This window comes from Mesorhizobium sp. ES1-4, assembly GCF_020164745.1.
Taxonomy (GTDB): Bacteria; Pseudomonadota; Alphaproteobacteria; order Rhizobiales; family Rhizobiaceae; genus Mesorhizobium.
Genome location: NZ_JAIUGV010000026.1, coordinates 29,348 through 42,717, shown reverse-complemented (window position 1 = coordinate 42,717; position 13,370 = coordinate 29,348). Strand labels below are relative to the sequence as shown.

General features: G+C 63.1%; 14 protein-coding genes and 1 pseudogene. 5 read left to right on the top strand and 10 right to left on the bottom strand.

The window, feature by feature from the left end; genetic code table 11:
• Positions 1 to 57 precede the first annotated feature (57 nt).
• Positions 58 to 171: pseudogene (locus tag LB556_RS29825) on the bottom strand (HlyU family transcriptional regulator); the annotation flags it as partial.
• A 65-nt stretch (positions 172 to 236) separates the two neighbouring features.
• Between LB556_RS29825 and LB556_RS29820 the strand changes: the two are divergent.
• Positions 237 to 1,127: a hypothetical protein gene (locus LB556_RS29820; protein WP_224571082.1), complete on the top strand. Its 891-nt coding sequence runs from the start codon at positions 237 to 239 to the stop codon at positions 1,125 to 1,127.
• Between the two features lie 20 nt (positions 1,128 to 1,147).
• Here the strand turns inward: LB556_RS29820 and LB556_RS29815 are convergent, their stop codons facing one another.
• Together LB556_RS29815 and LB556_RS29810 are read right to left on the bottom strand one after the other, a co-directional pair.
• Positions 1,148 to 1,444 carry an HlyU family transcriptional regulator gene (locus tag LB556_RS29815; RefSeq protein WP_224571081.1) on the bottom strand — a complete coding sequence of 99 codons (297 nt, stop codon included), beginning with the start codon at positions 1,442 to 1,444 and terminating at the stop codon, positions 1,148 to 1,150.
• 43 nt (positions 1,445 to 1,487) lie between these two features.
• On the bottom strand, positions 1,488 to 2,129 hold the full coding sequence (locus LB556_RS29810) for a TetR/AcrR family transcriptional regulator (protein ID WP_224571080.1): 642 nt from the start codon (positions 2,127 to 2,129) through the stop codon (positions 1,488 to 1,490).
• 176 nt (positions 2,130 to 2,305) lie between these two features.
• Here LB556_RS29810 and LB556_RS29805 point away from each other — a divergent pair, with 176 nt between their 5' ends.
• Both LB556_RS29805 and LB556_RS29800 read left to right on the top strand, forming a co-directional pair.
• Positions 2,306 to 2,983, top strand: a complete 678-nt coding sequence (locus LB556_RS29805; protein WP_224571079.1) for a PspA/IM30 family protein — start codon at positions 2,306 to 2,308, stop codon at positions 2,981 to 2,983.
• Positions 2,984 to 3,050: 67 nt separating this feature from the next.
• Positions 3,051 to 3,311, top strand: a complete 261-nt coding sequence (locus tag LB556_RS29800) for a YiaA/YiaB family inner membrane protein (RefSeq protein WP_224571078.1) — start codon at positions 3,051 to 3,053, stop codon at positions 3,309 to 3,311.
• An 88-nt stretch (positions 3,312 to 3,399) separates the two neighbouring features.
• Here LB556_RS29800 and LB556_RS29795 read toward each other — a convergent pair whose 3' ends face one another.
• A complete protein-coding gene (locus LB556_RS29795; protein WP_224571077.1) occupies positions 3,400 to 4,074 on the bottom strand; it encodes a PadR family transcriptional regulator in 675 nt (224 codons plus the stop codon).
• 205 nt (positions 4,075 to 4,279) lie between these two features.
• Between LB556_RS29795 and LB556_RS29790 the strand changes: the two genes are divergently transcribed.
• Positions 4,280 to 5,146, top strand: coding sequence for a patatin-like phospholipase family protein (locus tag LB556_RS29790; protein WP_224571076.1), 867 nt, complete (start codon positions 4,280 to 4,282; stop codon positions 5,144 to 5,146).
• A 60-nt stretch (positions 5,147 to 5,206) separates the two neighbouring features.
• Here the strand turns inward: LB556_RS29790 and LB556_RS29785 are convergent, their stop codons facing one another.
• From LB556_RS29785 to LB556_RS29760, 6 genes are all read right to left on the bottom strand, one after another.
• The gene (locus LB556_RS29785; RefSeq protein ID WP_224571075.1) at positions 5,207 to 5,581 is read right to left on the bottom strand and encodes a thiol-disulfide oxidoreductase DCC family protein; all 375 of its coding nucleotides are present in this window, start codon (positions 5,579 to 5,581) and stop codon (positions 5,207 to 5,209) included.
• 14 nt (positions 5,582 to 5,595) lie between these two features.
• A complete protein-coding gene (locus tag LB556_RS29780) occupies positions 5,596 to 5,865 on the bottom strand; it encodes a DUF333 domain-containing protein (RefSeq protein ID WP_224571074.1) in 270 nt (89 codons plus the stop codon).
• A gap of 109 nt (positions 5,866 to 5,974) precedes the next feature.
• A complete protein-coding gene (locus LB556_RS29775) occupies positions 5,975 to 6,268 on the bottom strand; it encodes a GYD domain-containing protein (protein ID WP_224571073.1) in 294 nt (97 codons plus the stop codon).
• Between the two features lie 182 nt (positions 6,269 to 6,450).
• Positions 6,451 to 8,475: an RNA polymerase sigma factor RpoD gene (gene rpoD, locus LB556_RS29770; protein WP_027145766.1), complete on the bottom strand. Its 2,025-nt coding sequence runs from the start codon at positions 8,473 to 8,475 to the stop codon at positions 6,451 to 6,453.
• Positions 8,476 to 8,903: 428 nt separating this feature from the next.
• The gene (dnaG, locus tag LB556_RS29765; RefSeq protein ID WP_224571072.1) at positions 8,904 to 10,844 is read right to left on the bottom strand and encodes a DNA primase; all 1,941 of its coding nucleotides are present in this window, start codon (positions 10,842 to 10,844) and stop codon (positions 8,904 to 8,906) included.
• 141 nt (positions 10,845 to 10,985) lie between these two features.
• A complete protein-coding gene (locus tag LB556_RS29760; protein ID WP_224571071.1) occupies positions 10,986 to 11,348 on the bottom strand; it encodes an RcnB family protein in 363 nt (120 codons plus the stop codon).
• Positions 11,349 to 11,637: 289 nt separating this feature from the next.
• Here LB556_RS29760 and LB556_RS29755 point away from each other — a divergent pair, with 289 nt between their 5' ends.
• Positions 11,638 to 13,302, top strand: coding sequence for a Na/Pi cotransporter family protein (locus LB556_RS29755; protein WP_224571070.1), 1,665 nt, complete (start codon positions 11,638 to 11,640; stop codon positions 13,300 to 13,302).
• The last annotated feature ends 68 nt before the right edge of the window (positions 13,303 to 13,370 follow it).

Genomic DNA, 13,370 nt, shown 5'->3' with positions numbered 1-13,370 from the left:
TTCGACCGGAGCGCTCGAGGTTTGCCCCTCGAGCGCAATCGACGCTCCTCAGGGCTCCTACCCCAATATCCGCTCGCCCTGTTCACCCACCAGCTGGATGCCCTTCTTGATCGAGATGTCGACGGCGTCGTCCAGCCCGGCGAAGCGGTCGGCGCGGAGGAATCGGCTATCGACGCGGCGACTTTGCTGCTGGGGCACGAGTTACCGAACCGGAGTATTTGTGGGGTTTTTCCATCATGGTAATTCGCATCAGCTTGCGAGCAGTCTTTCGCTTGATCGTCGCAGGTTTCCTCGCGACGACGCTTGTTGGTACTTCGTCGGGCGCCACAAAGCAGAAAGCGCCCGGAGAATGGCCCATGAATTTCATGTTGGTTCGGAACGGCGATTGCAATGTAAGCTGCATCCAATGGATATCCGCCGAGGGCACGATTAAACCCGACACAGCCGGACGATTTGAGACTTTTCTGCGAAAACTGAAGGGAAAAAGGCTTCCCATCGTCTTTCAGTCTGGCGGGGGAAACGTGGATGCGGCGCTTTGGATGGGACGCATGATCCGGGCTGCCGGCCTCGAGACCGCGGTGGGCAGAACGCAGTTGAACGGTTGCCCGATGCAGGTGCCGCGCTGCCCGGAAAAGATAGTCAAGAACGGCTGGTCGGAAGGGGAAGTTCATTCTGGCGGGGCATACTGTTTCTCGGCTTGCCCGTGGGCCTTGGCTGGAGGCAAGGTCCGCACTGCGGCTGCCACCGCCTCCATCGCCGTCCATCAGATAACGAACGGTCGGAAGAAACCGCGTATGCACAACGGCAGAAGAGACTTGGACGAAATTTCGACCGTGCCCGATCCCGCCCTTAAGCAGTTGCTATTCGACTATTTTGACGAGATGGGTGTCAACAGCGCCGATGTATTCGCGATGATGGGTCTGGCAACGCCGCAAGGTCTCTATCACGTTTGGAGCGCTGAGGCGCTCAAGTCAGGCATCATAACGAAAGTCTATTCATACTCCGAAGAACCGGGCTATGTCACCGATGGAACCGATGCCACGCACCCGGCTACTTCCATGCCGGCGACTGCTCCTGTGCCAGTGGCCATTCCAACGCAGGATGAACTAAACCATTTACTTCAGTAACGTGTTGCACGTCTGCTGCCCTACCCGAAAATCCGCTCGCCCTGTTCATCCACCAGCTGGATGCCTTTCTTGATCGAGATGTCGACGGCGTCGTCCAGCCCGGCGAAACGGTCGGCGCGGATGAACTTGTGCTCCTTCACCACGCCATCGATCTCCTTGGAGACGACGCCGCAGGTCTGGTACTGGCCGTCGGTCTTGTAGGGCGTGGCGCTGATGGTGAAACCCTTGTGCTCGACCTGCTTGGCGGGCGCCGCGCTTCCAGGCTCGGCCGCTTCGCCGCCGCCGCCACCACCGAAAAGACGTTTCAGAAAAGACATCGCTCAAAATCTCCTTGTCGCCGGTGATCGCCTTCCCTGCGATTCACGACGCTGTCGGTCCAGAATGCGCGAATGTGCCGCCGCGTTCCAGCCCCCTGATGAAGACGTTGACCAGGAGCGCGATCTGCTGGTCGATCTCGTCCGCCTGCCGGCGCACGGATCTGGCCGCATAGCCGCTGGTGACGATGCCATGCACGCTTGACCAGAGGGTGCGCGCGGCGATCCGGCGCATGTCCTCGTCGAGATCGAAGTCGCCATCGGCAAGGACGCTGGCGATGATCTCGAACAGCTGGTCGAGCCGCGCTTCGTAGACGTCGGGCTCGGTCAGCACCGGACGCCGCCTGTTGAAGGCAAGCAGGGCCGGCCAGCTGCCGGGATGCGCCTCGACGAAGCGCACATAGGCGGCGGCCAATGCCAGCAGCCGTTGGCGCACATCGGTGATGCCATGCCTGCCGAGATCCGCCATCGCCGCCGCCCCCGCGACACCGAGCCGGTCGAGCAGCCGCATGTTGACGGCGCGGTGGACACCGTCGAGATCGGAAAACAGATTGTAGACCGAGCCGACCGAGATGCCCGCCTGTTCGGCGATGGTCCTGGCCTTCAGATTGTCCATGCCGCCCTCGTTGAGCAGCGCTTCGGCAATGGCCAGCACCCGCTCGCCCGTCTCTTCCTTGTCGAGTGCCATGCTTTTCCTTCTGAATCAACGCACCTTGCAAAACGGCCTGCGAGCCTGACGCCCGCTTCGTTTACCATATGCCGGGCATCGTGAACAGCGTTCACAATTGCCCTTGAACAATGTTCATTTCCTGCTATGCTGGCTTCGTGAACATCGTTCACAGAAACTTCGAAGGGAGAAGAACCATGCTTAGCCTGATCAGAACATTGCTCGACGGCGCCAGCGCACGGGCCGAGGACGGCCTTAAGGATCGCTTCGCCATCGACCTTCTGGCCCAGCGTATCCGCGATGCCGAGGCGGGACTTGCCGCCGCCAAGCAGACACTTGCCTCACTGATCGTGCGCCAGCGTGCCGAGCAGGCTGGCCTCGACCAGCTCGACCGCCGCCACGCCGATCTGGAGTCGCGCACGGTCAGCGCGCTTGCCGCCGGCGACAGCGGGCTTGCCGAAAGCGGTGCGACGGCAATCGCCGAACTGGAGAACGAACGCGAAGTCCGCCGCGCCACGGTTCAAAGCCTCGGCGAAAAGATCTTGCGGATGCGTGTTTCGGTGGAGCGTGCACACCGCCGCATCATCGACCTCAACCAGGGCATGATCTCGGCCCGGGCCATCGATGCCGAGCGCAAGGCGCAGTCGCGCCTTGTCAGGTCGATCGGCCATTCGGCAAGCCTCAACGAGGCCGAGGAGCTCCTGGCTCGCATCAAGGCCGGCAGCCACCCGTTCGAGGAGGCCGGCATTCTCGACGAGATCGACGGCGAACTGCGTCACGATGCAATTCGCGACCGCCTTGCCGATGCCGGGCATGGCCGGGCGGTGAAGGTGCGCGCCAGGGATGTGCTCGAGCGCCTCAGGACCACCAACTGAAAATTTCCGGCCTGACTTTCACCACGCCATCAACCCCAGTTTTCATCAGACCAAAGGGAATACGACAATGAACGGCAATCAGACCTACATCATGTTCAACACCATCTCGGTCGGCGCCGCCTACGCCATGCTCGGCCTGTCGCTGTGGCTCGCACCGGTCGACCTCTCGACCAAAGGCTATTGGGCGATGGGCATCCTGTTGCTCACCGGCAGCCTGGTGAACCTGGTCAAGTACCGCACCGACGAGCGCATCTCCGCCGAGACCACCGCCAAGATCGAAAAGGCGCGCAACGAAAAGCTGATCAGCGAATATGTCGGCAAGGAATGAGGCCGGCATGGCTTGACGAGAAAAGCCCGGGTCTCCCCGGGCTTTTCTGTTGAGCATCAGTGCCTCAAGGGACGGCGGCATCGCGGGATCAGCGATGTGTCAGCGCTTCCAGCGCCTCGGCGGCGGCTTCGAGGATGGCGATCGCCTCGGCCTGCTTTTCGGCCGGAGCATCGACGATCTCGCTCAGTGCCGCGCGCAGGCGATGACGGATGGCGCGGAATTCGTCGCGCGTTTCCGAGCGCCCGCCACGGCCGCCGCGACGGTCGGCGCCATCGTCGTTCCAGCCGAACCAGTCGCGCGCCTTTTCCATCTTGCGGCCGAAGCGTTCGAGATGTTCGAGCACGCCGTCGATCATCTCGCGGTTGTCGGCAAGATGCGCCTGCCCGGCTTCGGTGATCGAGAACACCTTCTTGTTGCCTTCGCTCGACGACACGGCATAGCCGGCCTCTTCCAGGAAGGTCAGCGTCGGGTAGACCACGCCCGGGCTCGGGCTGTAGATGCCGCTGGTGCGCTCTTCCAGGGCCTTGATGATGTCGTAGCCATGGCGCGGCGCCTCGGCCAGCAGCGACAGCGTGATCAGCTTGAGGTCGCCGTCGGCCAGCATGCGCCCGGCGCGGAAGAAGTCGCCCGGACCGCGGCCACCGCCGCCCCTGCCCCCGAACGGACCGAAGCCGCTGCCACCTCTGCCGCCAAATTTGCCGGCCATGTGCATGAACATGCGCTCACCGAAATGAGGATGGTCTGAATGATTGTGTCTGTGCATTGATTGCTCCTTGAGTTCTATCTTACGATATATCTTAATTAGGCGCACATAGCCATGCAGTCAAGATATATCTTACGATGCATCTGGACCCATGCGCCAGAAGGGCTTGCCGCCGCGGCATCACGAATGCGTGCTGTGGCTGTTCGGGGAAACAAACCCGCCAACCGCCGCGAACTTCCAATCAAGGGCGTGCAGGGAGGTTGCGATGCCATCAGGAACTGACGGCAAGATTGCGCTGGTGCTGGCGGGAGGCGGCAGTTTCGGCGCCGTCCAGGTCGGCATGTTGAAGGCACTGGTCGCGGCGGGCGTCAGGGCGGATTTCGTCGTCGGCTCCAGCGTCGGCGCCATCAACGGCGCCTACTATGCCGCCGCCGGCACGGTGGAGACTATTGCGCGGCTGGAAACGCTTTGGCGCACCATCACCCGCAACGACGTCTTTCCGGTCAGCTGGCGCTCGATGCTGGGCTTTGCGGCGCGACGGGATTTCCTGTCAGCCTCGCATGGCATCCGCAATCTCGTGGAACGCAACCTGCCCTATCGCAATCTGGAAGATGCGCCGATCCCGATCCACATCATCGCCACCGATCTGTTTTCCGGCGAAGTGGTGGTGCTGTCACGCGGCAATGCGGCCGACGCGATCGCCGCTTCCAGCGCCATTCCCGTCGCGTTCGCGCCGGTAAAGGTCGGTGACCGGCTGCTGATCGACGCCGCCGTCACCTCCAACACTCCCATCCATGTCGCGGTCGGTCTCGGCGCGCGGCGGCTGATCGTTCTGCCGACCGGCTTTGCCTGCAACCTCAGTGCTGCCCCGCAAGGCGCCATCGCCAATGGCCTGCACGCATTGACCCTGATGATTGCCCGTCAACTGGTCCGCGAACTCGATCATCTGCCGGATGAAATCGATTACGCCATCGTGCCGTCGCTCTGCCCGCTGGCCGGCTCGCCTTATGATTTTACGCGCACGGCCGCCCTGATCGATGACGCGGAGAGATCGACGCGGAGTTGGATCGAGGCCGGCGGACTGTCTCGGCGCGCCGTTCCCAACCAGCTGCGCCCGCACAGCCATCACTGACGCATGTCGCCCAAAATCATACCTCGGGCGTTGGGGCAACGATATTGAGACCAAGAGACGCTACCAGCGGCCGTTGCGCCGGTTCCAGGCATAGAGCAGATCGGCGAACCGGTCGTAGCCAAACCGCGTCAGCGGCAGCGCGACAGGATTGCCGAACAGCTTGGCGAGCCACTCCTCGCCCGGCGTTAACAGCCACACGGCGATGGCGACGTCGGCGCCGACCAGCAATCGGCCATCCGCGTCGGTCGCGTGCAGCCGGCGGCGAATGTCCTCCAGCGACGCGCCCGCCCCTGCGAGCACCTCCGGCTCCAGGTTGATGTCGCGAAACTCGATCCGCCCGGCCTTGACCGCCTCGATCAGCCGCCGCTTCTGCCTGCCGATGCCGGCGTCGCAGACCGGGCAATATGTGTTGTACCAGACGGTCAACAAAGGCATGGACCTGTCGGCACTCACTTGCCGCGCATCGCTATCTTCGGCCCGACGCATCTGTTGTCGCGAAACAGTGCCCACTCCTCGCACAGGCGTCCGTTGGGCAGGCGGCAAAAGCCATATTCATTGCCGGCCTTGTCTTTCCTCATCACCAGCCGCCCGCCGACCTCGCCGCAATGGACTGAAGCCGGATTGGCCATGCCGACAGGTTTTTGCGGGGCCGTGTCGGCATCGGTCGGCATCAAGACCATTGCGGCGAGGCTGGCAGCCAATAGCGGGACTTTCTTCATCGCGACCTCTCCCTGGCCGCAGTCTATCACGACAAGGCGTCCCGTCTCGCGGCAAGACACCGTCAGGGCATGCGCATCATTGTCGACGTCGGGAAACGTCGCGACAGCTTCATGCAAGCGACGAGATGATCTCGCGATAAGCCAATTCCGGGAAAGCCTTCAGCGTCCGCGTCCTGATGTTGCCGGCCGCCGCCAGCATCAGCGAGAAGCGCGCCAGGACCGCGTCGTCGGGGGCTTCGACCACGGCCACCATGTCGTATTCGCCCATGGTCAGGTAGAACGCCTTGAACGATCCGCCCATTTCGCCCAGCTGCTTCCTGGCGGCATCGAGCCGCTTCGGTGAATCGCGCACATTTCTGGCGCCCTGCTCCGTCCAGTTCATCAGCACGATGTAGCTTGTCATGGCACACCTCCCTCCGGCGCCACGGAGCACGGCGACTTCGCCGGGGCGGGCTTCCGGGTTGTCGCCCAGAAAATGCATCCGAGGCGGGACTATCGTCCCTAAGATCGTCGGCTGCAAGGGCGAACACCGCCAATGACAAAGGGCGCCGATGGCGCCCTTGATCTTCGATATGATTGCAAGTCTCAGCTATCCAGGAAGCTGCGCAGCTTGCGGCTGCGGCTTGGATGCTTCAGCTTGCGCAGCGCCTTGGCTTCGATCTGGCGGATACGCTCGCGGGTGACCGAGAACTGCTGGCCGACTTCTTCCAGCGTGTGGTCGGTGTTCATGCCGATGCCGAACCGCATTCTGAGCACACGTTCCTCGCGCGGCGTCAGCGAGGCAAGCACCCGCGTGGTGGTCTCGCGCAGGTTGGCCTGGATCGCCGCGTCGATCGGCAGGATCGCCATCTTGTCCTCGATGAAATCGCCCAGATGCGAATCCTCCTCGTCGCCGACCGGCGTTTCGAGCGAGATCGGCTCCTTGGCGATCTTCAAGACCTTGCGCACTTTTTCGAGCGGCATTGCGAGCTTTTCGGCCAGTTCTTCCGGCGTCGGCTCGCGGCCGATCTCGTGCAGCATCTGGCGCGAGGTACGCACGATCTTGTTGATCGTCTCGATCATGTGCACGGGAATGCGGATGGTGCGGGCCTGGTCGGCGATCGAACGCGTGATCGCCTGCCGGATCCACCATGTCGCGTAGGTCGAGAATTTGTAGCCACGGCGGTATTCGAATTTGTCGACCGCCTTCATCAGGCCGATATTGCCTTCCTGGATCAGGTCGAGGAACTGCAGGCCGCGATTGGTGTATTTCTTGGCGATCGAGATGACGAGGCGCAGATTGGCCTCGACCATTTCCTTCTTGGCGATGGCGGCTTCGCGCTCGCCCTTCTGCACCTGGTTGACGATCTTCCTGAATTCCAGGATCGAGATCGCCGTTTCGGTGGCCAGGTGCTGGATCTCGGCGCGCAGGTCCTTGATCGCATCCTTCTCGTTCTTGGTGAACTCCTTCCAGCCGCGCGAGGTCAGATTGGCGATCGAGCGCGTCCAGTTCGGATCGAGTTCCGAGCCCTGATATTCCTTCAGGAACTCCTCGCGGCGCACGCCGTAGCTTTCGGCGAGGCGCAAAAGCTTGCCCTCGTTCTGCACCAGACGCTTGTTGATGTCGTAGAGCTGCTCGACCAACGCCTCGATGCGCGCCGTGTTGAGCGACAGCGACTTCACCGCCTTGATCAGCTGGTCCTTCAGCTCCTTCAGCCGGCGGTCCTGGCTGGGCGACAGCGTGCCGGCGGCGGCCAGCCTGTTCTCGACCTGCTGGTCCTGCAGCTTGCGCAGCTTCTTGTAGGTGTCGGCGATGACGTCGAGCGTCTCCATCACCTGCGGGCGGAGCTCCGCTTCCATCGCCGCCAGCGACAGGCTCGCCTCGTCCTCGTCTTCCTCGTCGTCATCGCCGATGCCGCGCGTATCGGCGCCGACATTGGTGATATCGTCTTCATCGTCGCGTCCGCGACGTGGCTTTTCCTCGGCCTTGGGTGCTTCCTCGACGCGCTCCACCACCGGCGCCTGCTTGGCCTCGGGCCCGGCATAGGTGGCTTCGAGATCGATGATTTCGCGCAGCAGGATCTTGGATTCGTTGAGCTCGTCGCGCCAGATGATGATGGCCTGGAAGGTCAGCGGGCTTTCGCACAGGCCCGCGATCATCGTCTCGCGGCCGGCCTCGATGCGCTTGGCAATGGCGATTTCGCCTTCGCGCGACAGAAGCTCGACGGAGCCCATTTCGCGCAGATACATGCGCACGGGATCGTCGGTGCGGTCGGTCGGCTCTTTCTTGGTCGTGGTGGCGGCGACCGCGGTGCCGGTCTGCTCGGCCAGTTCGTTGGCGTCTTCCTCGGCATCGGCGGCTGTGTCGCCGGCCTCTGCCTCTTCGCCCTGCTCGTCGTCCTCGACGACATTGATGCCCATGTCGGACAGCATCGCCATCGTGTCTTCGATCTGCTCGGAGGTCACCTCCTCGGAAGGCAGCACCGAATTCAGCTCGTCCATGGTGACATAGCCGCGCTTCTTGGCGGCCTTGATCATCTTCTTGACAGCATCATCGGAAAGGTCGAGCAGGGGCCCATCGGTGGCGCCTTCGCGTTCGGTCTCGACCTCTTCCTTTTCCTTTGTCGCCATAGTCTTTATCTTCTCCTAGCGGCCGGCCATCGGGGCCGCGTAAGCTGTCGGACCAGTCAAATCGGATAAGCTCGTTTTTTCTAAACGCGCCTCACCCGGCCCACGAACTGCATCCACTCTTTTGTTTGGCGCATGCCGTTGCCCCAAAACCGGGTTTCACTCTTGGGCGGCATACATTAAGTCCAGATTAACCCTGATATCTGTGGCAGGCGGACTGCCTGTCCAGTGACCGAGCACCTTGCATCGCTTGTTTCCCGTCGACGCGGGTGCGGGTTAACGTTTCGAATCGTCCTGATTCCGCCATTCTATTCGAAGGTCAAGCGCCTCTGGCATGATTCGCATGAAAAAAGCGAATCAATTACCCGACTTAGCGCGCCATGCCCCCGAAAGGAGCCATGGCAACGCCTTCGTCCCGCACGCGCTCGCACCTAGGCTCGACCAGCCCTGCCCGACGAAACGCCAAATCCTTCGATCAGCGCTTCCGTCGCTTGCACGTCCTGAAATTGCGCCTGAATTTCGATCAGATGGCGGAAGTTTTCGTCCGAAGGATCAGCTTCGAGGGCCGCTTCCGCCTGTTTCAGTTCCTTATGTAAGGTGCGCGCGCTGCGCTGCAAGTGCAACGCCTGGTTCAGAGCGTCGCGGGCATCCTCGAGCGCCGCCGTCTCCAGCGCTGGCCATTGCCGCGCCCGCCTGATCAGGCCGACGGCCCGCTCCCAGATCTCGGCGCAGCCGGCGCGCTCGATCGTCGCCACCACGGCATGCCGGTCATTGGCCATGTCATGCGCCATCGCGTCGAGGATGGCGGCATGCAGCCGCGTCAGGTCGGAGTTGGCGAGGTCGAGAAACTCGACATGGGCGAAGTTCTCGTCGATCAGCGCCGGGTGATTGACCAATGCCACGATGATCGTCGCCTCGCGCACCGACATCCCCTCGCCGCGTCTGACCAGCGCCGACTGACCGAGGCTTTCGGTGATCGCCATGCGGCCGCCGCCGGCCTTGGCGAATTGCCCGCCTGGCGCAGGCTTGCCCTGGCCGCGCTGGCCGGGCCGGCCGCCGTCCTGACGACCTTGCCGCGCATTGCGCTGGGAGCCGAAGAAGCTCAGCACCCGCTCGCGCATCTCCTGCTGATAGTGATAACGCAGGCTTTCGTCGCGGATGCGGCTGGTCAGTTCGCGCAGCGTCTTCTCGAGCTCGGCCCGCCGCTCCGGCGTGTCGAAGACGCCACCAGCCGTCTCGCGCATCCACAAGAGGTCGACCAGCGGCCGTGCGTCGGAGAGCACCGCACGGAACGCATCCGGCCCCTCGGCCTTGACCAGGTCGTCGGGGTCCTTGCCTTCCGGCAGCAGCGCAAAGCGCGCCGAGCGTCCGGCCTGTACTGACGGAAGCGCCATGTCGGCGGCCCGCCAGGCGGCCTTCAGCCCGGCCTTGTCGCCGTCGAAGCACAGCATCGGCTCCGGCGCCATGCGCCACAGCAGTTCGAGCTGGTTTTCGGTGAGCGCGGTGCCGAGCGGCGCCACGACATTCTCGAAACCAGCCTGCGCCAGCGCGATCACGTCCATGTAGCCTTCGACAGCGATGACCGTGCCGCCCTTGGCCAGGGCTTTGCGCGCACGGGCGAAATTGTAGAGCACATTGCCCTTGTGGAAGAGCTCGGTGTCGGGCGAATTCATGTATTTGGCCGGAGCATCGGCCGCCAGCGCGCGCCCGCCGAAGGCGATGATCTTGCCGCGCGAATCCGGGATCGGGAACATGATGCGGTCGCGGAACCAGTCGTAGGAGACGGGAATGTCGTCGCCGTGCCGCACCAGCCCGCAGGCCTCGATATCGGCTTTCGGCACACCCTTGGCCGCCAGATGCTCCTTGAGCGCATTGCGGCTGTCGGGCGCGAAGCCGAGCCGGAACGATTGCTGTGTCGCCGGCGTCAGCCCACGATCGCGCAGATAGGCGCGGGCCTTGGCCCCCTCTGGCCCTTGCAGGCGCTCCTGGAAGAAGGCGGTCGCCATCTCCATGACATCGGTCAGGCTGGCGCGTTCCTTCTCGCGCCGCTCCTCCTGCGCGTCGCGAACCGGCATCGGCACGCCGGCCATGTCGGCGATCTTCTCGACCGCCTCGGGAAAACTCAGTCCTTCGAGCTCGGTCAGGAACTTGAAATGATCGCCCGAGACCGAGCAGCCGAAACAGTGATAACGGCCCTTCTTGTCCTCGCAGTGGAAGGACGGGCTCTTCTCGCCATGGAACGGACAGCAGGCCCAGTAGTCGCCACGCGACGCATTGGTCTTCTTGCGATCCCACGCCACGCGCTGGCCGATGACCGATGAAATCGGCACACGGTCGCGTATCTCGTCGAGGAAGGCGGGCGGAAAGCGCATGGGGGAACTCGTTTTCCCACCATATAATCATGCGCACGAAATCCGACGACCCCCAATACGGGCCATACCCGGTTTCCACAGGGCAAAAAGAAGGGCGGCCATTGCGGGCCGCCCTTCGCTACATTCCGGTTATGCGCGGACTTATTGCGCGGCAATCGCGCCGAAGATGATGCCGGAGAGGATACTGACCAGCACATAGTCGTTGCCGACGCGAATCCACTCCTGGCCGGGGCCGGGGCGACGCAGGCCATAGCGGCGATAGTCGCGGATCGGCTGGTGACGCTTCCAGTTGGAATATTTCTGGCCATTGCGCCAGTGGTTGCGCTTCACGACGACCTTCTTCTTCACCACGCGCTTCTCGACATGCCTGCCGGGCTTCTGCCAGTCGACCTTGATGTAGTTCGACTGCGGCGCTACCGGCGCGTTCATCGGCGCTGCCTGGCCGGTGAGCGAGGTGGCGGCCAGCATCGAGAAGGCGAGAGCGGAAAGAACAATGCGTTTCATCGGAAGTCTCCTTGGTTGTCGATGCCCAACGATTAGCGGCGAGACGATGAACCGAAACTGAACACATGCATTACAATTGTGTAATGGAATCCTGAGCTTGGAATGACAGGTTGAACGTGCCGCCGAAGCCCGCCCCTGTGCGCGCCAGCCATCTTGCCGCAGGGGTCAAAATTTGTTATCCGGCTAAGGTACATCGACCTACAATGGCTGCCGCGATGTTGATCCACACCCTTTTCCATGCGGGCTTGCTCACCGCGCCGCTGCCGCCCACCGGGCCACGGAGGCGGCCATGAGCGGCTCGGTCGTCCTGCTGCATCTGGCCGGTGCGGTCGCGCTGATGCTGTTTGCCACCCGTATGGTCAAGACCGGCGTCGAGCGCGCCTATGGCGACGTGCTGCGTCATCGTCTGCGCGCCACCATGCGCAATCCGGTCATGGCGGTGCTGGCTGGAACGGGCCTCGCGATCGCGCTGCAAAGCTCGACGGCGGTCACGCTGCTGGTCGGCTCCTTCGCCGGTTCCGGCATCGTCTCGGGCGCCGCCGGCCAGTTGGCCGTGCGTGGCGCCGAGATAGGCTCGGCCCTGGTGGTGAAGCTGCTGACCTTCGATCTCACCCTGTTGGTGCCGCTCTGCCTGATATCAGGCACGGTGATGTTCATGGCCACCGAGCGCCGGGACTGGCGCCAGACCGGCCGCATCATGGTCGGCATCGGCCTCTTGATCCTGTCCCTGGAAATGATCGGCCAGGCGTCCGAGCCGCTGCGCAACAGCCAGCTGCTGCCGGTCATTCTCAATTACTTCTCCAGCGATTCCATCACCGCCTACCTGCTGGCCGCGATGATCACATGGCTGTTCCAGTCGAGCATCGCGGCGGTGCTGTTGATGGCGACGCTGGCCGGCCGCGGCCTGATCAGCCCTGAACTCGGCCTCGTCCTTGTCCTCGGGGTCAATCTCGGTTCGTCGCTGATCGCGCCGATGCTGACACGCTCGGCCAGCCCCGAAGTGCGCGTCGTGCCGGTCGGCAACCTCCTGATGCGCGGCCTGGGCTCGCTGGTCATGCTGATCCTGTTCATGATCTTGCGGCCGCATGTCGCCTTCCTCGGCCCGACGGCGGCCGATCAGATCGTCAACGCCCATATCCTGTTCAACGTCGTCATCCTGCTCGCGGGACTGCCGTTGGCCGGTCTGGTCTACCGGGCTTCCGAAAGGATCGTGGCGCTCGGCGCCAGGCCGGCGCCGGCCGCCACGCTCGACATCGTCGAACTGTCGGCGCTCAACGAAAGCGCGCTCGACGCGCCCAGCCAGGCCTTGGCCAACGCCACGCGCGAGGTGGTGCGCGTCTGCGAAACGGTCGAGATCATGCTCAAACGCATCATCGAACTCTATGAAGACGCCGACTCGGACAGGATCAAGGCGCTGGCCGCCCTCGACGACCGTGTCGACCGCAGGCACGCGGCCATAAAACTCTATCTCGCCAAGGTCACCAAGAACCCGCTGAGCGAAGACGAGGCGCTGCGCTGCCAGGAATTGATCGGCGCCTGCGTCAAGCTCGAGCAGGTCGGCGACATCATCGTGCGCAACATGCTGGCACATGTGAAGAAGAAGCTCGAGCGCGGGCTGGAATTCACGCCCGAGGGCTGGCGAGAGCTCTGCGCCTTCCACGCCTCGGTGCTGGCCAACGCAAGGCTTGCCTTCAACGTGCTGGTCTCGCGCGATGCCGAGACCGCGTGCCAACTCGTGCTGGAGAAAGACCAGTTGCGCGACCGCGAGAAGGAAACCAGCGCCAGCCATTTCCTGCGCCTGCGCGAAGGCAGCGCCAAAAGCATTGAAACCAGCTCGATCCACCTCGACACCATCCGCGACCTGAAGCAGATCAACTCGCTGCTGGCGTCGATGGCCTATCCCGTGCTCGAAGAGCGCGGCCTGCTCTTCGGATCGCGGCTGAAGGCTGGCTGAGGCGGTATGATTGCCGCCGCGACATCAACTTGAGAACAACCTTCCGGCATTCCGGCAGGAAGGGCAAA